This is a genomic window from Meiothermus sp. Pnk-1, assembly GCF_003226535.1.
Lineage (GTDB): Bacteria > Deinococcota > Deinococci > Deinococcales > Thermaceae > Allomeiothermus.
Genome location: NZ_QKOB01000011.1, coordinates 54,524 through 73,907 on the forward strand (window position 1 = coordinate 54,524; position 19,384 = coordinate 73,907).

At 65.2% G+C, this 19,384-nt stretch carries 18 protein-coding genes; 4 read left to right on the top strand and 14 right to left on the bottom strand.

What is annotated here, in order from left to right:
• Positions 1 to 58 precede the first annotated feature (58 nt).
• The 14 genes from DNA98_RS13685 to DNA98_RS13750 all read right to left on the bottom strand — a co-directional run bounded on the left by DNA98_RS13685 (position 59) and on the right by DNA98_RS13750 (position 14,275).
• Positions 59 to 1,096: an NAD(P)-dependent oxidoreductase gene (locus tag DNA98_RS13685; RefSeq protein ID WP_110531656.1), complete on the bottom strand. Its 1,038-nt coding sequence runs from the start codon at positions 1,094 to 1,096 to the stop codon at positions 59 to 61.
• Positions 1,097 to 1,111: 15 nt separating this feature from the next.
• Positions 1,112 to 1,918: a glucose-1-phosphate cytidylyltransferase gene (rfbF, locus tag DNA98_RS13690; RefSeq protein ID WP_110531658.1), complete on the bottom strand. Its 807-nt coding sequence runs from the start codon at positions 1,916 to 1,918 to the stop codon at positions 1,112 to 1,114.
• A gap of 228 nt (positions 1,919 to 2,146) precedes the next feature.
• Positions 2,147 to 3,391: a TolC family protein gene (locus DNA98_RS13695; protein WP_110531660.1), complete on the bottom strand. Its 1,245-nt coding sequence runs from the start codon at positions 3,389 to 3,391 to the stop codon at positions 2,147 to 2,149.
• Positions 3,388 to 4,386 carry a glycosyltransferase family A protein gene (locus tag DNA98_RS13700; protein ID WP_174720012.1) on the bottom strand — a complete coding sequence of 333 codons (999 nt, stop codon included), beginning with the start codon at positions 4,384 to 4,386 and terminating at the stop codon, positions 3,388 to 3,390. Before DNA98_RS13700 ends, DNA98_RS13695 begins: the two co-directional genes overlap by 4 nt.
• Positions 4,379 to 5,500 (bottom strand): glycosyltransferase, encoded by a 1,122-nt coding sequence (locus DNA98_RS13705; protein ID WP_110531664.1) that lies wholly within the window; start codon positions 5,498 to 5,500, stop codon positions 4,379 to 4,381. The genes DNA98_RS13700 and DNA98_RS13705 overlap by 8 nt, the downstream gene beginning before the upstream one ends.
• A gap of 13 nt (positions 5,501 to 5,513) precedes the next feature.
• Positions 5,514 to 6,638 (bottom strand): DegT/DnrJ/EryC1/StrS aminotransferase family protein, encoded by a 1,125-nt coding sequence (locus DNA98_RS13710; protein ID WP_110531666.1) that lies wholly within the window; start codon positions 6,636 to 6,638, stop codon positions 5,514 to 5,516.
• Positions 6,635 to 7,081 carry an FdtA/QdtA family cupin domain-containing protein gene (locus DNA98_RS13715; protein ID WP_110531668.1) on the bottom strand — a complete coding sequence of 149 codons (447 nt, stop codon included), beginning with the start codon at positions 7,079 to 7,081 and terminating at the stop codon, positions 6,635 to 6,637. The genes DNA98_RS13710 and DNA98_RS13715 overlap by 4 nt, the downstream gene beginning before the upstream one ends.
• The gene (locus DNA98_RS13720) at positions 7,074 to 8,243 is read right to left on the bottom strand and encodes a glycosyltransferase (protein ID WP_110531670.1); all 1,170 of its coding nucleotides are present in this window, start codon (positions 8,241 to 8,243) and stop codon (positions 7,074 to 7,076) included. Before DNA98_RS13720 ends, DNA98_RS13715 begins: the two co-directional genes overlap by 8 nt.
• Before the next feature lie 14 nt (positions 8,244 to 8,257).
• Positions 8,258 to 9,256 carry a glycosyltransferase family 2 protein gene (locus DNA98_RS13725; protein WP_110531672.1) on the bottom strand — a complete coding sequence of 333 codons (999 nt, stop codon included), beginning with the start codon at positions 9,254 to 9,256 and terminating at the stop codon, positions 8,258 to 8,260.
• Between the two features lie 8 nt (positions 9,257 to 9,264).
• Positions 9,265 to 10,521 (bottom strand): hypothetical protein, encoded by a 1,257-nt coding sequence (locus DNA98_RS13730; protein ID WP_110531674.1) that lies wholly within the window; start codon positions 10,519 to 10,521, stop codon positions 9,265 to 9,267.
• Positions 10,518 to 11,018: a hypothetical protein gene (locus tag DNA98_RS13735; RefSeq protein WP_110531676.1), complete on the bottom strand. Its 501-nt coding sequence runs from the start codon at positions 11,016 to 11,018 to the stop codon at positions 10,518 to 10,520. The genes DNA98_RS13730 and DNA98_RS13735 overlap by 4 nt, the downstream gene beginning before the upstream one ends.
• Positions 10,997 to 12,145 carry a glycosyltransferase family 4 protein gene (locus DNA98_RS13740; protein WP_110531678.1) on the bottom strand — a complete coding sequence of 383 codons (1,149 nt, stop codon included), beginning with the start codon at positions 12,143 to 12,145 and terminating at the stop codon, positions 10,997 to 10,999. The genes DNA98_RS13735 and DNA98_RS13740 overlap by 22 nt, the downstream gene beginning before the upstream one ends.
• Positions 12,142 to 13,197, bottom strand: coding sequence for a glycosyltransferase family 2 protein (locus DNA98_RS13745; RefSeq protein WP_110531681.1), 1,056 nt, complete (start codon positions 13,195 to 13,197; stop codon positions 12,142 to 12,144). The genes DNA98_RS13740 and DNA98_RS13745 overlap by 4 nt, the downstream gene beginning before the upstream one ends.
• Positions 13,198 to 13,255: 58 nt before the next feature.
• Entirely contained in the window at positions 13,256 to 14,275 is a 1,020-nt protein-coding gene (locus DNA98_RS13750) for a glycosyltransferase family 2 protein (protein ID WP_110531683.1), read from the bottom strand.
• An 860-nt stretch (positions 14,276 to 15,135) separates the two neighbouring features.
• Between DNA98_RS13750 and rpsL the strand changes: the two genes are divergently transcribed.
• The 4 genes from rpsL to tuf form a co-directional block, all read left to right on the top strand.
• Positions 15,136 to 15,540, top strand: coding sequence for a 30S ribosomal protein S12 (rpsL, locus tag DNA98_RS13755; RefSeq protein ID WP_174263515.1), 405 nt, complete (start codon positions 15,136 to 15,138; stop codon positions 15,538 to 15,540).
• An 8-nt stretch (positions 15,541 to 15,548) separates the two neighbouring features.
• Entirely contained in the window at positions 15,549 to 16,019 is a 471-nt protein-coding gene (gene rpsG, locus DNA98_RS13760; protein ID WP_110531685.1) for a 30S ribosomal protein S7, read from the top strand.
• A gap of 2 nt (positions 16,020 to 16,021) precedes the next feature.
• Positions 16,022 to 18,109, top strand: coding sequence for an elongation factor G (gene fusA / locus DNA98_RS13765; RefSeq protein ID WP_110531688.1), 2,088 nt, complete (start codon positions 16,022 to 16,024; stop codon positions 18,107 to 18,109).
• Positions 18,110 to 18,167: 58 nt separating this feature from the next.
• Positions 18,168 to 19,384: elongation factor Tu (tuf, locus tag DNA98_RS13770; protein ID WP_110531690.1), on the top strand; the 1,217-nt coding region annotated here is incomplete at its 3' end.

Sequence of the window (19,384 nt, forward strand, 5' to 3'; positions counted from 1 at the left end):
TTGCCTCCTGCGACGTTTCTAAAGGGGCCTCGTCGCTTCGGCCTTTGGGGTAGCGAGATCAGCGGCTCAGGGCTACCCGCCAGCGCAGGTCCTCATCCAAAAGTCCCTCGGCTTGCAGCTGTTTGATCCGGCGGATGCGGATAAAGCGCGGCCCGGTAAAGTCCTCGAGGGTAAGCCGGTTGGCCCTGTAGGCTTCGTAGAGCTCTTCGATTCCCATACCGACCGTCCAGCGGGGTCGGAAGGCGGGAATCATACGGTGGATCTTGTCAAAGTTGACCCGGTAGTTGCGGCTGTCGGGGTTAGCCCCAGGCGCGTAGATGACCTTGCTGCCCGGCACCACCCCGGCGACCATATCGGCGATCTCCCGCACCCGATAGTTCTGGCTGTTCATCCCGACGTTGAACGCCTCGTTATGTACCAGATCGCGGGGGGCCTCGAGCACGGCTAGAAACGCCCGGCAGATATCCTCGACGTGCACCAAGGGCCGCCAGGGGGTGCCGTCGGACTTGATCAGCACCTCACCGGTGGTGTAGGCGTAGCCCACCAAGTTGTTCACCACGATGTCTGCGCGCAGCCGGGGCGATACCCCGAAGGCCGTGGCGTTGCGCAAGTAGGTAGGGCTGAACTCGGCGTCGGCCAAGGGGGCTAGATCGCGCTCCGCATAGACCTTGGAAAACCCGTAAGCGCTCACCGGGTTGAAAGGGGCGGTTTCGTCGAGCGGGGCGTCTTTAGCAGCCCCGTAGGTGCTGCACGAGGAGGCGAACAGGAAGCGGGTCACCCCGGCCCGTTTGGCGGCGCGAGCCAGGCGCAGGGTGGCCTGATGGTTGATGGCGTAGGTGGCCTCAGGCTTAAGGTCGCCGATGGGGTCGTTGGAGATCCCGGCCAGGTGAATCACCGCGTCAAAGCCCAGGAGGTGGTCGGGGGTGACCTCGCGCACATCCAGGCGCAGCTCGCGGATCGAGGCGGGTTCGGCGTGCAGGTAACAGCCCTGGTAGAGGTGGTTGTCGAGCCCCACCACCTCGTGCCCGGCGTTTTGCAAAAAGGGCACCAACACCGTACCGATGTAGCCGTTATGGCCCGTGACGAGTACTTTCACGTTACTCTCCTCATCTCACACCCGGCCGAAGACGTGACGCTCGAGCTCGCGCGCGGATTCATCCCAGACCTTCCAAGGCGCCTTTCCGCTTTCCCAAAGCGACTCTAGATAGCTCTTATCGCGCAGGGTGTCCATGGGTTGCCAGAAGCCTTCGTGCCTGTAGGCGGCGAGTTGCCGATCAGTGGCCAGGCGCTCGAGGGTTTCTTTGAGATCGGTGTGATCCCCTTCGACGTAGTCGAACACCCCGGGCTCCATTACGAAGAAGCCGCCGTTGATCCAGCTCTGGTCGAGGGGTTTTTCGGTGAACTCGAGCACCTGGTCGCCCTCGAGGATGAGCTGGCCAAAGCGGGCCGGGGGGTGGACGGCGGTGACGGTGGCGAGCCGGCCCTGACGGCGGTGAAACTCGAGCTGCTGCCAGAGGTTGATGGTCGAGACCCCATCCCCAAAGGTCATGAAGAAGGTTTCCTCGCCCAAGTAGGGGCGCAGCCGCTTGATCCGGCCTGCGGTCTGGGTTTTGAGCCCGGTATCAATCAGCTCGACTTTCCAGTCCAAAGCTTCCGGACTTTCCACCTCCATAATGCCCTTGCCCAGATGAAAGGTGAGGTTGCCGGAGAGGGCAGCATAGTCGCTGAACCACTTCTTGATGTATTCACCCTTGTATCCCAGGGCGATTACAAAATCAGTAAACCCGTAGTGGGCGTAGTGGCGCATGATATGCCACAGGATGGGCATGTTCCCGATCTCCACCATGGGTTTGGGCTTGAGCAGGGTCTCCTCGGAGAGCCTCGAGCCCGCCCCTCCTGCCAGGATGACCACCTTCATGGCGACCCCCGCTGCCGTGATTGGTCTGGGTATTCTGACATAGGCCCTCTAGTATCCAAGCTAACGGGGGTCGCGTTAATCCCCCGTGATGAAGGGAAAAGCGCCCTGGAAGCAAAAATGGTGCTGCGTTAACCTTTTTCATAAGCCGGTCATGAGGGGGCTACGCCGGCATCACACCTCTCGTAACAGGAAAAGCCCGGGATTTGCTCCCGGGCTCGAGCATGGGCGCTAGCGGGTCTGCCAGGTTCCACCCACCAAGTCGAGGTAATCCCCCACGCTGCGGATGTAATCCTCCCACGCCCGGGCGTAGTCGGCCATGGCCCGGGCGTCCCCCAGCCGTTCGAGGTATTCCTGCTCGGAGATCTTGCCGGCTTTGAAATCGGCCTCGCTTTGCTGCAAGAAGCGGGCCTCGTTGGCCAGCGCGGTCTCGGCCGAGGCCAGCCCTTGTTCGGCCAGGGCGATGCTGGCCTGCAAGGCCCGGAGCTGACCGGCCAAACCCTGGCGAAGGCTCTCCAGATCGAGTTCGCGCAGCCGCACGTTGGCCTCGGCGCTCTGGGCGCTGCCCCCCAGGAAGGCCTCCAGGGGGATATTCGCCTCGAGCCCGATAAAGACTTTGGTGTCGGTGCTGGTTTTGAGCTCGGCGCTAGCCCCTACCGAAGGGACGCCGCGGGCGAAGCCCACATTAAACCCCGCCTCGACCTGGGCCCCCGTGTAGGTCACGCCCAGGGAGAGCCGGTTGAGGTAGGCTAGGCTTTCCCGCTGGGCCTCGGCCCGGGCCAGCTGTAACTCGGCCAGGGCCAGCCGGTAAGCGGGCGTATCCTCGACCCGAACCTGCGGGATGGCAAAGCGCAAGGTGCGGGGCTCGGCGTCGCCGCTCAGGCCGAAGCTGGCCGCTACGTCGCGGGCTTGCTGGAGCTCGAGCTGAAAACGCTGCAAGTCGAGCTGACGGAAGCTCAGCTCGCCCCGCGCCCGCTCGAGCTGATCCGCAGAGGTATCGGGCTTTTTCTGTAGCTCGGCCAGGTTGGCCTGGGAAGCTTTGAGCCGGGCTTCGCGCTGGGCGACTTCGTTTTGGAAGCGCAGCAGCCGGGCATGGGCGATGAGGGCCCCTTCGGTAGAACCCACCACGGTGCGGTAATAGTCCCGCCGGGAGCGCTCGAGGTCGCGCAGGGCCCGCCCGATCGTTACCGGGTCTGGTCCCCAGAAAAGTTCCACTTTGGTCCCACCCAGACCGAATCCGGTTTCGTCGGTGTCGCCGGGATCGGGGAAATCAACAGTGTAACCGGGTTTCAGGGTAAGGGAGCCGCCCAGGCCGCTCTGGGCGCCTTGTAGACTGCGGGCTGCGGCGTCGAGCTGGGTTTTCAGGTGGGGGATGCGGGGGTCTTGGTACTTGTAGGCATCCTCCGGGCCAAACGCGAAAGCGGCCGAGCCGAGGGCGAGCAGGGTGATTACCGACCACAAATGCCGTTTCTTCATGCATTCCTCCTGATCATTCCACCTTGTGCCTGGTCAATGAGGCGCAGGATGGGTTCGTAGGTCAGGCCCAAGGGCGCCGCCCAGTGAGCGTAGAGCGCCTGGAGCTTGCGCTTGGGGCCTCCGTAGAACCAAAGCTGACGGGCTAGTTTACGGGCCAAATTCACGTCGCGGCGCAGCAAAGCTCCGCGGGTGGCGGCAAAGTAGGCATCGGCGATCATCGGATAGCGCGCCCGTAGGATGTCGGCAGCCTCGAGCCCCATCTCCCTGCGCTCGTTTGCCGGCAGGTCGAGCAGCGTCTTTAGGCACAACATCAGGTTGTATTCGCCGACGTGCGCCCCCACCGTGCGGGTGGCCTGTACGTCGTGTTGCCGCCACACCCCTAGCACTTCGGGCAGGTAGACCACCTTGCCCGGCAGTCTGGCCAGGCGCAGATTGGTGGGCATATCGGCGAAGTAGGAGCCGTCCTGGTGGAAGCCGCCCACCGCCTCTAGCGCCCGGCGCGAGATCATCAGGGTGACGTTGATGCACTCGGCCTGGTGGATGAGCAGCCGCTTGAGGAACTCCCGGGTGGGGAGGCTGCCGCGAAAGGGCGGGGTGGCGCCGGGGCGGCGGCCCTCGGGGGTCAAAAAGACGAACTGGCCGTACGAGAGCACCACCTCGGGGTCCTCGTGCACCGGTACCTGGTGGGCCAGCCGGTCGGGGGGCCAGAGGTCGTCCCCATCCAGGATGGCGATGAGGGCACCGCCCGCGCGCTCGAGGGCAAAGTTGTGCGTCGCGGCCAGGCCGGCGTAGCCCCCGTTCTCCTTGCGGTAGGCTTTGATGCGGGGGTCCTTGGCCGCGTAGGCCTGGGCCACCTCCCAGGTGTTGTCGGTGGAGCCGTCGTCCACCACGATGCATTCCCAGTCCGGGTAGGTCTGGGCCAGCACGCTCTCCAGGCATTCGGCCAGAAAGGGGCCTTTGTTGTAAGAGAGCGTGAGGATGCTGACTTTAGGCACGGGTACCTCCTTGAAAAATCTCCAGGTATTTCTCGGCGCTGGCTCGCCAGGAAAAGCGGGCGGCGTGGGCTCGAGCGGCCTCTCGCCAAGCCTCGCTAGGGGGGGTGCGCAGCAGGGCCTCGAGCCTTTCGATGAAGGCATCCACCCGGGGTTCCGCCGTGGCTCCGAACTCTCCCACCACCTCGGGAAAGGAGGCCCGCTTGGTCACCACCACCGGGGTGCCCACCGCGAGCGCCTCGAGCGCCGGGAGGCCAAACCCCTCGTAGAGGCTGGTCGAGACCAGGGCGTCGGCGGCGCGGTAGGCATCCAGCAACAGCTCGTCCTCTAGCCCTTCTAGCAAGAGCACCTCCCGGCCTGGCTCGAGCCGCGCCTGCCGGAGGGAGGCGAGCGTCTCCCGGCGGAAGCGGGGATGGTCGGGAGCGCCGATCTTGAGCAGCTGGATCTTGGGGTGATGCTCTTTGAGTACCCGCAGCACCGCGAAGAGCAGCGACAGATTTTTACGCGGGCTCTCCGAACCCACGTACAAAAGCAGGGGTTCCCCACTTACCTCGGGCACCTCCCGGCGCAGCCGCTCGAGGGCTTCCTGCCGGGAGCGGCGGTAGCCGAGGAAGGCCGGCCCCACCCCGTTGGGGACCACCGCCACCCGCTGGGCCAGCCGGGGGAAGTGGTGCAGCAGCCTCTGGCGGGTGAACTCGGAGACCACCACGATGCGGCTGGCGTACCGTACCGCGCGGAAGTGGGCCAGCTGCACCCGGTGGCTCCACCCGTCCACCGGGCGATCCCCCGAGAAGGCCATGTCCAAGAGGCCCAGGTCGTGCACCACCACCAAGCTGGGGGTCCCCCCGGTGTCGCGCAAAGCGGTGGCCCCCATGGTGCGGGGTAGAAAGACCCAGTCGGCCCGCTCGCTCGGGTGTACTCGGCGGGGCAGGCTGCGTAGCAGCGGTAGGTTCGGAGCCTCTAAGCTGGCCCCCACCAGGCGCACCCGCTCGCCCCAGGTCTCCTGAAGGCTGGCGAAGACCCGACCCACCCCGCTCTGGGGGCGGTTGCCCTCGAGCCCCGGCACCGCCAGCACCAGCGGGCGGGGGATGGCCGGCTTGGTCGTGGCTATCTGCATCCAATCCCCTCCATCAGCGAAATCCCGCCTCGCGAGGGCTCAGGGCGAAGCTCCGCACCGCCTCCACCACCCGCTCGGCCTGCGCTTGGGTGAGGTGGGGTCCCATCGGCAGCGAAAGCTCCTGGCGGTGGATCCGCTCGCTGAGCGGGAAGGCCCCTTCCCCGTAGCCTAGTTCGCGGTAGGCCGCCTGGAGGTGCGGCGGGATGGGGTAGTGGATCAGGGTACCGATGCCCTGTTGCTGGAGGTGCTGCTGCAACCGGTCGCGTTCGGGGTGGAGCACCGCGAAGATGTGCCAGACGGGCTCGGCCCACTCGGGCGGGTGGAGCAGGGTGAGCCCGGTGCCCTCCAAGGCCGCGAGGTAATACCCGGCGATCTTCTGGCGGCGGGCGTTCCAGGGGTCGAGGTACTTGAGCTTGACCCGTAAAGCCGCCGCTTGGATGGGGTCCAGGCGGCTATTGACCCCTTGCACCTCGTTGACGTACTTGACCCTCGAGCCGTAGTTCCTGAGCACCCGGATCCGCTCGGCCAGCTCGGGGTTGTCGGTGGTGACTGCCCCCGCGTCGCCCAACGCCCCCAGGTTTTTGCCGGGGTAGAAGCTCCAGGCCACCGCGTCGCCGTGATGGCCAATGCGTTTTCCCTTGTAGCGGGCCCCGTGCGCTTGCGCCCCGTCCTCGAGCACCCACAGCCGATGCCTGCGGGCGATCTCGAGGATGGGGTCCATATCGGCGGGGAGGCCGTAGAGGTGGACCGGGAGAATCGCCCTGGTGCGCTCGCTGAGGGCGGCTTCGATGCGGGATGGGTCGAGGGTGTAGGTCTTCTCGTCGGGCTCGACCGGAACCGGCCTAGCCCCCACATAGGAGACCGCCAGCCAGGTGGCGATATAGGTGTTGGAGGGGACGATCACCTCCTGGCCGGGGCCGACCCCCATGGCCCGGAGGGCCAGGATCAGGGCGTCCAAGCCGTTGGCCACGCCCACGCAGTGGCCCGCCCCCACGTAGGCGGCGTACTCCTCCTCGAAGGCCTCGACCTCCTTGCCCAGGATGTACCAGCCGCTATCCAGCACCCGCAGCACGGCCTCGTCGAGTTCGGCTTTGAGCTCGAGGTAAGCCGCCCGCAAATCTAAAAAGGGTACGCTCATGTTGCTCCTTTGCGGATGGCCTGCTTGAACTCGGCGTACTCCCGGTAATAGTCGGCCTCGCTGTAGGGGGCCGAGGCCAGCACCAGGCACACTGCCCCCGAGGAGAAATCCTCGAGTTCGCGCCAGATCATGGGGGGTACGTACAGGCCGTAGTAGCTGCGGTTCAGCACGAAGCGCTGGCGGGTGGTGCCGGAGTCCAGCACCACCGAGAAGCTCCCCGAGGCTGCGATGATGAACTGCTCGGTGGTCTTGAGGGCGTGCCCTCCGCGCGACTCGCCGCCCGGCACGTCGTAAAGGTAGAAGACCCGCTGAATGTCAAAGGGGATGTGGCGGCGCCCCTCGATAAAGGTGAGGTTGCCCCTGGGGTCGGGGATCTTGGGCAGTTCGATCAGCCGGATATCTTCCAGGCGGGCGGGTTTGGGAGCATCCATGGTTTCACTCATAGCCACCTCTTTGGCGGTTCCACCCGCTTCTTTCCAGGATCAGCTCCTCGACGCGGTGGATGTTCTGGGCGTCGTTGAAGCGTTGGCGGGCGTAACCGAGGGCTCCTTCGCTCATCCGGCGGAGCAGACCGGGGTCGCGCAGCAACTTGGCCAAGGCTTCGGCCAGGGCCTCCGGATCGCGCTCGGGTACCAAGAAGCCCGCCTCCGGCGGGGTGAACTCGGCCATCCGCCCGATGTCGCTGACCACCACCGGCAGCCCGCAGGCCATGGCGTGCCAGGTAGCCGAGGAGAGCTGCTGGGTCCAGATCTTGCCGCTGATGCTGGGCATCACGAAGATATCGGCCCCCCGCAAGTAATCGGCCAGATCGGCGTGCTTGACGGTGCCGTGGAAGAAGATGTCCTCGCCGTAGCCGGTCGCTTGGGCTTGGGCCTCTAGCTTGACCCGTTCGGGGCCGTCGCCCACCAGGGCTAGGATGGCCTCGAGCCCCTGGTCACGCAGCTTCTTGTAGGCTTCGATCAGGATGTGCGCCCCCTTCAGGGGGACCATCCGGCCCACGTTGAGGATCACCGGCCAGGGCTTGGGGTAGGTGACCCGGGGCCCCTCCGGTCTGAACTCCCGCTGGTCCACCCCCCACGAGCCATAGAGGTGATGCACCAGCTTCTCCTTGGGAGCGCCGTACTTCTCCAGGTTGGCCTTGGCTCCCCCTTCTAGGTAAAAGATGATCGCCGCCCGGCGGAACCAAAGAGGAAGCACCACGCGAAAAGGCCAGACCAGGAAAAAGGGGTACTTCTTCTCCAGCGGGATGGCCTCGAGGCTAGCCGTGACCAGTTTGGTCCGGGGGTTCAGGAGGAGGTACAAGAACACCGCGCAGAGGTAGGGGAACATCAGCGCGCTGAAGGGTTCGGGACCCTGGACGATATCGGGCTTGAGGCGGCATAGCTCTACAAACAGCGAGAGCGGGGAGCCGAAGCGGCGCGAGCGGGGGCCGAAATCCTCCGGGCGCAGGTCGTTCCAAGGGGCGCGGTTGTAGAGGTGGTGAACCTCGAGCCGCTGAAAGTGCTCGAGGGGTTGCTCGAGGTCGCGCCGCACCTCGCTCGAGACCATCACGTAGCGGGGTTTACGGGGCTGGGATAGGGGGTTGGCGGGGCTCATGGTCAACATGGGGGTCCTCCTCGCTACCAGCGCGTGCGCCGCTGGGGGGTTTGCAGATCCCACAAAGCCCCCAGCACCGCGATCTGATCCAGGAGGGCGAAGTAGGGCACGGCCAGATAGGTCTTCAGGTCGAACGCCCCTCCCGCCTTCGCCGCATAGATCAGGTCGCGGTAGCGCGAGGCCAGGGCTAGCAGGAAAGGGGCGCACAAAAGCGCGGTAAAGCCGTTCAGATTGAACATCAGGCCCAGCGGCCCCAGGAGGGAAAGCGCCGCCAGGGCTGCGCTTTTGAACAGGGCAGGACGGTTTTTCCGGGGGTCGTGCACCGCCAGGTTTTTGATCCAGCGCCGCTGGCGGCTCAGGTAGCTGGCGGGGGTGTCCGGGTATTCGCTTTCCACCCGGCTCTCCTTGACATAGGCGATCTTGATCCCGGCCTCGCGCAGCTTCTTGGCCAGGTGGTAATCGGTGCCGGTGGCCACGTCCTCGGATAAGTCCCCGGCCTGGCGCAAGGCCTCGCGGGTGAGGGCGGCGTTGCGGCCCAGCAAGCCATCGGCCTCGGGTCCCATCTGGTCGAAGTAGCGGAGGTCGCGGGCGCCTTGGTACTCCGCCAGCGCGCTTCCGGCCTGCCGGGGGAGGGGCCTCGAGCCCCCGGTAGCGGCCTGGTAACGGCCCTCGGCCAGGGGCTTTAGCAGGGCCTCGAGGCTAGGCCGGTCGTAGAGGCAGTCCGCGTCGGTGAGGAAGATCAGGTCGTGGCGGGCGTGCTTCAGGGCCTCGCGCAAGGCCCGTTGCTTGCCCATGCCCGGCTTTTGCTCGAGCACCGCCACGTCCTCGTCCGCCAGCGCCAAGGCCCGCTGGTAGGTTCCGTCCTCCCCCCCCGCGCACAGCACGAGCTGCGCCCCCGGCCAGCGCAAGGCCCGGAAAGAGCGTATATGGGCCTCGAGGTTTTCCCCTTCGTTCCAGGCCGCTACCAACGCCGTGAAGGGGGGGAGGGTGGGGGTTTGGGGGGCGATCGTTGCGGTTTGCATGGCGCCTCTCATCGCACGTCCAGCCGCGGGTCCACCACCCGCGCCCAGGGCTCGCCCTTGCGCCAGGCGTAGAGCACCTCGCTGCGGGTTTGGACGACGAGGGCTTGGTGGTTCTCGCACAGCCACGCCGGGGTGTTGCCCACCCAAACCTCGGCTTCGGTCAGGCCCACCTGGGGGGCGGGCAGGGCGGCGGGTTTGGGCAGCAATTCGCTGAGCAGGCGGAACACCTTGTCGTTCCAGCCCGCCACCGGGATCAAGTCGTAGGGGACAGGCTTTTCGCCGCCAAAGCCATGGGCGGTGGGGAAGCCTCCGCTTTGGAGCTGGGCCTCCAAAAGCCGCCGCAACACCGCTTCGGGTAGGGGCTCACCCAGCGCCCGGTAGGCCAGCAGCACATCGGCGTGGGCCGCGATCCAGCGGGGCCGCTCGACCCTGGCTCCCCCGCGGTAGAGGGCCATCGGCCAGCCATCGCCCTCGCGGGTGCGCTCGACGAAGCTTAGGATCTGCCGGGCGGCTTCCAGGTAACGCGGCTCGTCCAGGATCCGCGCCCCCTCCACCAGCGGGGGGATGCAGCGGCTTTGGTAGTAGGGGAAGAACCGCCCGTCGCCGCGGTCGGGGGTAGGGGCGTATTGGTGGATGGCCCCGGCCAGCGGCCCCTGCCGGACTTGGTAGCGGAGGGCCTGCTCGAGCGCCTGGGTGGCGTAGCGCAAGTACGGTTCCCGATGGGTGGCCTCGGCGTAGGCCAAGAGGGCTTGGGCCAGGGTGGCCAGCTTGTTGGGCACCCGGTCGCGGTAAGCCTTTTCCTCCGGTAAGTAAAGCTGGGCGATGAGGTTATCGAGGTTGCGCCCTGCCACGGCCAGCGCCCGTTCAGGGTCATCCAGCCCCGGCAGGACCAGCAACAGCCCCAAGGTAGCGGCGGCTTCGTGGGGGGTGCCGAGGATGCCGGGGTTCAGCTCGAAGCGCGAGGCGGGGTAACGCCCGTCCGGCAATTGCCCCTCGAGAAGGTCAAAGGCGGCGCGGTTCAATTTTTCCCGGTATTGCCGGTCGCCGGTTTTTTGCCATAGCTGGAAGTACCCGACCAGGATCCCCTCGTAGCGCCAGTCGTGGCCGGGGCCGGTGTAGCGCAGCCGGTGCTGCCACCAGTGACACACCGGGCCACCGTAGCCACCCGGCTGGCGCATGGTCTCGAGCCAGGCCTCGAGGTTCGCCAGGGCCTGCGCGATTTGCTCCTGGGGTTTTGGGGTAGGGGGGGGCAGGGTCGGGTTCATGAAGCCCCCCAGATGAATAGTCGGTAAAAGCTCGGGGCGGGTTGGGGGCTGGCAAAGCTCTGCCTCACCCTCCGCCAGGCCCGATCCGAAGCCGCCGGGCTGGGCAGCCGCATCCCCACCCCGGCCAGCCTGGCGCGCAGCGTATAGACGTACAGGCGTTGCTCGGGTTCCTTGCCGGGGCGGAGCGGCTTCGTTCGGCGCAGGCTGGCCGGGGCCAAAGGGCCGAACTCGAGGGTATAAATTCGCTCGGCCTGGCCTAGAGGGGCGGGAGCCAGCAACGCCAGGGCGGTGCTGGCCCCCGAAGGGGGAGTAAGCCGGGAGCGCAACTCCACCCCTGCTTGCAGTTCAGGGTGGGGCAGCACCACCTTTAGCCGACGAACCCCAGCGCGATAGGCATCGGCAAAGATCGCATCAAGCAGGTACGACCAGGCCAACTCGTGCGCCCCTTCCAAACGGGGAAAACCCGGCAAGGGATTTAGCTGAACCTCAAGCTCCATTCGCCCACCACCTCGCGGTATAGCTGTTCTAGTTGGTCGCCGATCGCTTCCCAGTCGTATAACCGCACCGCCTTCTCGCGGCCCCTCTGGCCCATCGCTCGCCCTGCTTGGCGCTCGCGGAGGCGGAGTTCGAGGGCCGCCGCCAGGGCCAGTTCGTCCCCCGGAGCGACCAGGTGCCCGTCCACCCCGTCCGCGACCAAGGTCCGCACCCCCGGCAAGGCCGAGGCGATCACCGGGGTGGCGCAGGCCAGCGATTCGAGGAGCACCAGGCCAAACGACTCCACCCCGCTCGAGGGCAGGACGCTCACGTCGGCGGCGCGGTAGAGGGCGGGGAGCTCTTCGGGTGTGCGCCTACCCAGGAAGCGCACCCGCTCTTGCAGGCCGAGCTGCCCCGCCAGACCCTCGAGCTCCGCCCGCAACCCACCCTCCCCGACGATCCAGAGTTCGGCGGCAGGAACCCTCACCCGGGCGAAGGCCCGGATCAGGCCGTCCACATTCTTGAAGCGATGGGCTAGGTCGAGCGCCCCTACGAAGAGGGCCACCGGGGTCTGTGCCGAAACGCCCAGCGCCCGGCGGGCCTCGAGCGGATCGCCGGGGCTATAGAGCCGGGTGTCCACCCCGTTGGGGGCTTCCCGCACCCGCGCGTCTTGGCCCAGGGCCGGATGCTGAGCCAGCAGGTGTTCTTTGCGCACGGCCAGGATGCGGCTCGCGCTCAGGAAGATCAGCGGTTCGACGAGCGCGTTGTAGAGCCCGAAGAGCTCTCGCTTGATCGGGGTGCGCTCCTGCAAGCGGTTGTGGTAGGTGAAGAGGAGAGGGGTGCGGTAGAGCCGGGAGGCCAGCCAGGCCAGCTCGGCGCCGAAGATATAGGGATAGTGCAGGTGGATCAGGTCGAAGCCTTGCAGCCGCGATAGCAACCCCGGTGTGAAGGGGGCGTTCCCTAGCCGGAACAGGGCGGGGAGCTGCATCACCCGAAAGGGGAAGGTCGGGGCGGCCCCGCCGGGGGTCTTAGCGGTGAACACTGTGACCTGATGCCCCCGCTCGTGGAGGAGCCGGGCGTTGTGATAGGCCACGTTGCCGGTCCCGGCCAGATAGGGTGGGAAGGTCGCGGTGACGTGGGCGATTCTCACGCTAGCCTCCCCCGCCCCGACCTCTCCAGCCGGGGGCGCAAGAGGGTGTAGAGCGGGCGGGTCAGGCGGTCCAGGATTCCGGCCAGCTTGGGGCTGGTGAGCTGCTCGAAGGGCAACTGGGCGAGCGTCCCCTCGAGCAGGGCCGCGTCGGGGATCACCCGAGCCCTCTGCACCTCGGCCCGCTTTTGCCGGATGCGGTCTCGGTGGCGGTAGAGCCAGGCATAGCCCCGCCAGCGGGCCGCCAGGTAGGCCGGGCCTCTCAGGAGGGCGAAGCCCCAGGTGGCCAGCTCGGTGAGGAGAAGGGCTGGGGCCATCCGCTGCAGGGTGCGCCCCTCGTAAACCTTGAAGAGGGTGAAGAGGCGGTTGCGCTCGAGATAGTAGAACTTCCGGGGGTGCATCCCCAGCCGGTAGTGGTGGGTGATGAGGGCCTCGTTGGCCGAGAACAGAGGATGCCCGCGCAGCCGGGCCCGCAACGAGAGGTCGGTGTCCTCGAGGTACATCCAGTAATCCTCATCGAAGCCTCCCAGCTCGGCCCAGGTTTCCTTGCTGGCGACGAGGGCCGCGCCGGAGAGAAGAGGAACCGGCTCGAGTCCCCGGTAGCGCTCGGCGGGGGCGTACAGACCCCGGCAGGTGGTGATGCCCGAGTAGTGCATCTGGTTGCCGGCGGCGTTCACCGTGCCGTCTGGGTTCAGCAGCTTGGCCCCGATAAGGGCTTGGGGGTGAGCGCGGATGGCCTCGAGCAGGACCCTGAGGGCTCCGGGGTGTAACTCGGTATCGGGGTTCAAGACCATAACGTAGCGGCCTTGGGCCTCAGCGATCCCGGCGTTGTTGCCCCCTGCGTAGCCGGGGTTGTCGGAGCGGGAGATGACCCGGACGTGGGGGTAGGTCATCCGCAGCCAGTCGGCGGTTCCGTCGCCGGGGCGGTTGTCCACCACCAGCACCTCCGCCTCCAACCCCTGGGCAAAGAGGGTGGGAAGGAGGCGCTCGAGGTCCGCGCGGCTGCCGTAGGAGACCAAGATTACGCTCAGCTCGGGTGGGAGGGGTTTAGTCATAGGGTTCTCTGCGGGGGTCAGGCTGGATCCTCCCGACCGTGTTCCGCCGACTCGCCGGCTAGGCGAGCTGTTCCTGCTTGGTCGAAGGGATTTCCTGGGTTTCCAGCGGCCTGGCTTGGCCCTGCTGAAGCGCCACTTCGATCACCTCACGCACGTCCCGCCGCACCTGGGTGACGAGGTGGTGAATAGAGTGGAGCATCACCCCAGCCAGGCCCAGGATCAGCCCGCCCACCAATAAAAGGTCGGCCAGCACCGCGCTGCCTAGCGGGACTTCGCCCCCCGCGCTCACGGTCTGTACCACCCGCAGCCCCACCAGCATGCCCAAGCCGGCACAGAACAAACCCGGAAGCCCGAAGAACAGCAGGGGCCGCCGCCGGGCTACCAGGCTGAGGATGGCATCGAGAATTTGCAGGGCTTGGACCACCGGGTTACGCTTGTTGCCGTCCATATAAGAGACCGAGATCGGTACTTCGGCAACCCGCAGCCCGGCTTGCTGGATGGTGAACTGCATCTCCGACTCCACCGAAAGTCCCGCGGTGTGGAAGCGCAGGGCCTTGAGGGCTAGGGGCGAGAAAGCCCGGAACCCCGACTGGCTGTCGGTGGTCTTGAGGCCTGAGGCAAGGTTGGTGACCAGGGTCAGGGTGTGTTGTCCGACGATCCGCCAGCCGGGAATCTTGCTCTTGCGGTCCAGGAAGCGTGAACCGATGACCACATCGGCCTGCCCCTCGAGGATCGGCCTGGCTACTTCAGGGATGTCTGCCGGATCGTGTTGGGCGTCGCCGTCCAGGCAGACCACCACATCCGGGTTCAATAGCCGGGCCGCACGAAAGCCCGCGTTTAGGGCCTGGGCTTTGCCCATATTCTTAGGCTGTCCCACCACCTGCGCCCCGGCGGCCAGCGCCAATTCGGCGGTGCGGTCGCTGGAGCCATCGTCCACTACGATTACGTGGGTGGCGTATTTCTTGGTCTCGAGCACCACACTGGCGATGAACCGTTCCTCGTTATAGGCGGGAATAAGCGCCAGGATCACGGGCTTTTCCGCTTTGAGTGCAGTGTGGGAGAGCTTATCCGGTAGCATACTCACCTCGGTCGGGTATAGCCGTCGAGGATAACCATAGGGCCCGGGCCGTTAACTCCCCGTTAAGCCTCTCTAGGCCCATACCCACGGTATTCGTAGGTGTCGTTACGCTGGCTTGACGGCCGACCGATAGGCGCAACACCCAGGTAACGAGAGGGGTCACGGCGACGAGAGGCTCAGCCTGGGAATATGGATCCAAGCGCACCGTGGTACGCAAGATAGCGCGCTTGACCTGGGCTAAGTGCTCCGCGCTAGGAGAGGACGATCCACCGCGTTTTGCGTACGGCGTAATACCAACCCCACCCTCCCCTGCTAGCAGTACGTCCTAGGTCAAACGTCTAGCGTCATACGTTGTACGTCATACGTCGTACAAAGAGGATCGTCCCCCGCGTTTTGCACCTAGCGTATCGCTAGCCACTGGGCAAGTGGCGTTTCCCTCATCCAGGCGGCGAGGTCTCGAGCGGTCGGGGGACGGCTATATTGTGAACAAAGCGAATAGCCTGCCTGTGTTCGGTGCCAGACTGCGATCCTCACCCCTTGCTTAAGGTCTAGGGCCCTTGTATACTTTCAGGGTTGCGTTGCCTCAAGGCTAGCCCCTAGCCCTGAGGTCCCATCGGTTGCGCTGGGCGGACAACCCGCGCCCGTCGGAGCACCGACAGCGATTCTTGAGAATCCAGGGGCGAAATCGGAGCCTAAACCGCTCCGGATCGCCTCTCGCCGGGAAACCCCGCACCGAGCGCAACGCGCACAAGGCCATCCTTGTGCATCTGCTCTGAAGGCCCAAGGCCCAAGGCAGCATCCCCCGAGCGCAAGGTGCGGGGTTTGGCTTGAAGCCGAAATTGTCGAAAGGAGTGGTTACACTGCCAACGATCAACCAACTGCTACGCAAAGGTCGTGCTCCGGTCATCAAGAAGAGCAAAGTACCTGCTTTGAAGGGTAGTCCCTTCCGTCGGGGGGTATGCACGGTAGTACGCACCGTGACTCCCAAGAAGCCCAACTCGGCCTTGCGTAAGGTGGCCAAGGTGCGGCTCTCGAGCCAGTACGAGGTGACCGCTTACATCCCCGGCGAGGGGCACAACCTTCAGGAACACAGCGTGGTGCTGATCCGGGGCGGGCGTGTGAAGGACCTGCCCGGGGTGCGCTACCACATCGTGCGCGGGGTCTTCGATACCCAGGGCGTCAAAGACCGCAAGAAGAGCCGCAGCAAGTACGGAGCCAAGAAGCCCAAGGGCGACGCCAAAGCCGCTGCGGGCAAGAAGAAGTAGGAGAGAGTATGTCGCGCAGAAGACAAGCAGAAGTGCGCCCCCTGAGCCCCGACTTGGTGTACGGGGACGTGGTGGTTTCGGCCTTTATCAACCGCATCATGCGCGAGGGTAAAAAGAACTTGGCGGCCCGCATCTTTTACGACGCCTGCAAGATCATTCAGGACAAGAGCGGCCAGGAGCCCCTCAAGGTCTTCCGTCAGGCCGTGGATAATGTGCGCCCTCGAGTCGAGGTGCGCAGCCGCCGGGTGGGCGGGGCCAACTACCAAGTACCGGTAGAGGTCTCCCCTCGCCGTCAGCAGACCCTGGCCCTTCGCTGGATCGCCAATGCGGCTGAGGGGCGCTCCGAGCGTGGAGCGGCGGCCCGCCTCGCCGCCGAGCTGCTCGAGGCCGCCGAAGGTAAAGGCGGAGCGGTGAAGAAGAAAGAAGATGTGGAGCGTATGGCCGAAGCCAACCGAGCTTACGCCCATTACCGGTGGTAACTATGGCCGTCAAGACTGGCTACGATCTAACCAAGGTTCGTAACATCGGCATCGCCGCTCACATCGACGCAGGGAAGACCACCACCACCGAGCGCATCCTCTACTACACCGGCCGCATCCACAAAATCGGTGAGGTGCACGAGGGTGCTGCCACCATGGACTGGATGGAGCAGGAGCGGGAGCGGGGCATCACCATCACCGCCGCCGCCACCACTGCGGTGTGGAAGCATAACAACACCGAATACACCATCAACATCATCGACACCCCTGGCCACGTAGACTTCACCATCGAAGTCGAGCGCTCTATGCGGGTGTTGGATGGTGCGGTGGCGGTCTTTGACGGTTCTCAAGGGGTAGAGCCGCAATCCGAGACGGTGTGGCGTCAGGCCGATAAGTACAGGGTGCCCCGCATCGCCTTCGCCAACAAGATGGACAAGACCGGGGCCGATATCTGGCTCACCGTCAACTCCATGAAGGAGCGGCTGGGGGCGCGGCCGGTGCTGATGCAGCTGCCGATGGGCCGGGAAGACACCTTCTACGGCATCATCGACTTGCTGCGCATGAAGGCCTATACCTACGGCAACGACCTTGGCACCGACATCCGGGTTGGCGAGATCCCTGCGGAGTACCTCGAGGAGGCCCGCAAGTGGCACGATGAGCTGATCCAGGTCGCCGCCGACTTCGACGAGAGCATCATGTTGAAGTACCTCGAGGGAGAGGCGCCCTCCGAGGCCGAGCTGGTGGCGGCGATCCGCAAAGGCACCATCGCCATGCAGATCTTCCCGGTGTTCTTGGGCTCCTCGCTGAAAAACAAAGGGGTGCAGCTGTTGCTGGATGCGGTGGTGGATTACCTGCCCTCGCCGCTCGATATCCCTCCGGTCCGGGGTAAGACTGCGGATGGCGAAGAGGTCGAGCGCCCCGCCGACCCCGAGGGGCCGCTGGCGGCTCTGGCCTTCAAGATCATGGCCGACCCCTACGTGGGCCGCTTGACCTTCGTGCGGATCTACTCGGGCACCATGACCAGCGGCTCGTATGTGCAGAACACCACCAAAGGCCGCAAGGAGCGGGTGGCCCGCCTGCTCAAGATGCACGCCAACCACCGGGAAGAGGTGGAGATCCTGCGGGCCGGGGACCTGGGTGCGGTAGTGGGCCTGAAGGATACCATCACCGGCGACACCCTGGTGGGGGATGGCGACCAGCCGGTGATCCTCGAGTCCATCGAGGTCCCTGACCCGGTGATCGACATCGCCATCGAGCCCAAAACCAAGGCCGACCAGGACAAGCTTTCCCAGGGGCTGGCGCGCTTGGCCGAAGAAGACCCCACCTTCCGGGTCTCCACTCACCCTGAAACCGGCCAGACCATCATCTCCGGGATGGGTGAGCTGCACCTGGAGATCATCGTGGATCGCCTCAAGCGCGAGTTCAAGGTCGAGGCCAACGTGGGCGAACCCCAGGTGGCCTACCGCGAGACCATCACCAAAGCGGTGGACGTGGAGGGCAAGTTCGTCCGTCAGTCGGGCGGTCGCGGCCAGTACGGTCACGTCAAGATCAAAGCCGAGCCCCTGCCGCGCGGATCGGGCTTCGAGTTCGTCAACGCCATTGTGGGTGGGGTGATCCCCAAGGAGTACATCCCCGCCGTGCAGAAGGGCATTGAGGAGGCGATGCAGTCGGGGCCGCTGGTGGGCTTCCCCATCGTAGACGTCAAGGTCACGCTCTACGACGGCAGCTATCACGAGGTGGACTCGAGCGAAATGGCCTTCAAGATCGCCGGTTCGATGGCCATCAAGGAGGCCGTGCAGAAGGGGGGAAGCGCGATACTCGAGCCCATCATGCGGGTCGAGGTGACCACCCCCGAAGACTACCTGGGCGACGTGATTGGCGACCTCAATAGCCGCCGTGGCCAGATCCTGGGGATGGAACCGCGCGGCAATGCCCAGATCGTGCGGGCATACGTACCGCTGGCGGAGATGTTTGGGTATGCTACCGACCTGCGTTCCAAGACCCAGGGCCGGGCTTCTTTCGTGATGTTCTTCGACCACTACGCGGAGGTCCCCAAGAACATCCAGGAAAAGTTGGTCAAAGGCCAGTAAGACTTTTGTCGCGGGCGCTGGCCTAAGGCGCCCGCATGCGCGTGTCAAGGAGAGAACCATGGCGAAGGGTGTATTTGAGCGGACGAAGCCACACGTGAACGTTGGGACGATTGGGCACGTAGACCACGGGAAGACGACGTTAACGGCGGCGATCACGTTTGTTGCGGCGGCGGCGAACCCGAGCATCGAGGTGCAGGCGTACGATCAGATCGACAAGGCGCCGGAGGAGAAGGCGCGGGGGATCACGATCAACACGGCGCACGTGGAGTACGAGACGGAGAAGCGGCACTATTCGCACGTAGATTGTCCTGGGCACGCGGATTATGTGAAGAACATGATCACGGGTGCGGCGCAGATGGACGGAGCGATACTGGTGGTATCGGCGGCGGACGGACCGATGCCGCAGACGCGGGAACATATATTGCTGGCGCGGCAGGTAGGGGTGCCGTACATTGTGGTGTTCATGAACAAGGTGGACATGGTGGACGACGCCGAGCTGTTGGACTTGGTGGAGATGGAGGTGCGGGACCTGCTGTCGCAGTATGAATTTCCCGGGGACGATACGCCGATCATCCGGGGTTCAGCGCTGAAGGCGTTGGAACACATGCAAGCGAACCCGAAGACGCAGCGGGGGGAGAACGAGTGGGTGGATCGGATCTGGGAGCTGCTGGATGCGATCGACGCGTACATACCGACGCCGCAGCGGGATGTGGACAAGCCCTTTTTGATGCCGGTGGAGGATGTATTTACGATCACGGGGCGGGGAACGGTAGCGACGGGACGGATTGAGCGGGGGAAGATCAAGGTAGGGGAGGAAGTGGAGATTGTAGGCTTAGCGGAGACGAAGAAGACGGTGGTGACCGGGGTAGAGATGCACCGGAAGACGCTGAGCGAGGGGATAGCCGGGGACAACGTAGGGTTGCTGCTGCGGGGTGTAAGCCGGGAGGAGGTGGAGCGGGGGCAGGTGCTGGCGAAGCCCGGGAGCATTACCCCGCACACCAAGTTTGAGGCGTCGGTGTACGTGCTGAAGAAGGAGGAGGGGGGACGGCACACGGGTTTTTTCACGGGGTACCGTCCGCAGTTTTACTTTCGCACGACGGATGTGACGGGGGATGTGACGCTGCCGGGGGGTGTGGAGATGGTGATGCCTGGGGATAACATCACCTTCACGGTGCAGCTGATCAAGCCGATTGCCTTGGAGGAAGGGCTGCGCTTTGCCATTCGGGAAGGTGGACGCACCGTGGGTGCGGGCGTCGTGACCAAGATCCTGGAGTA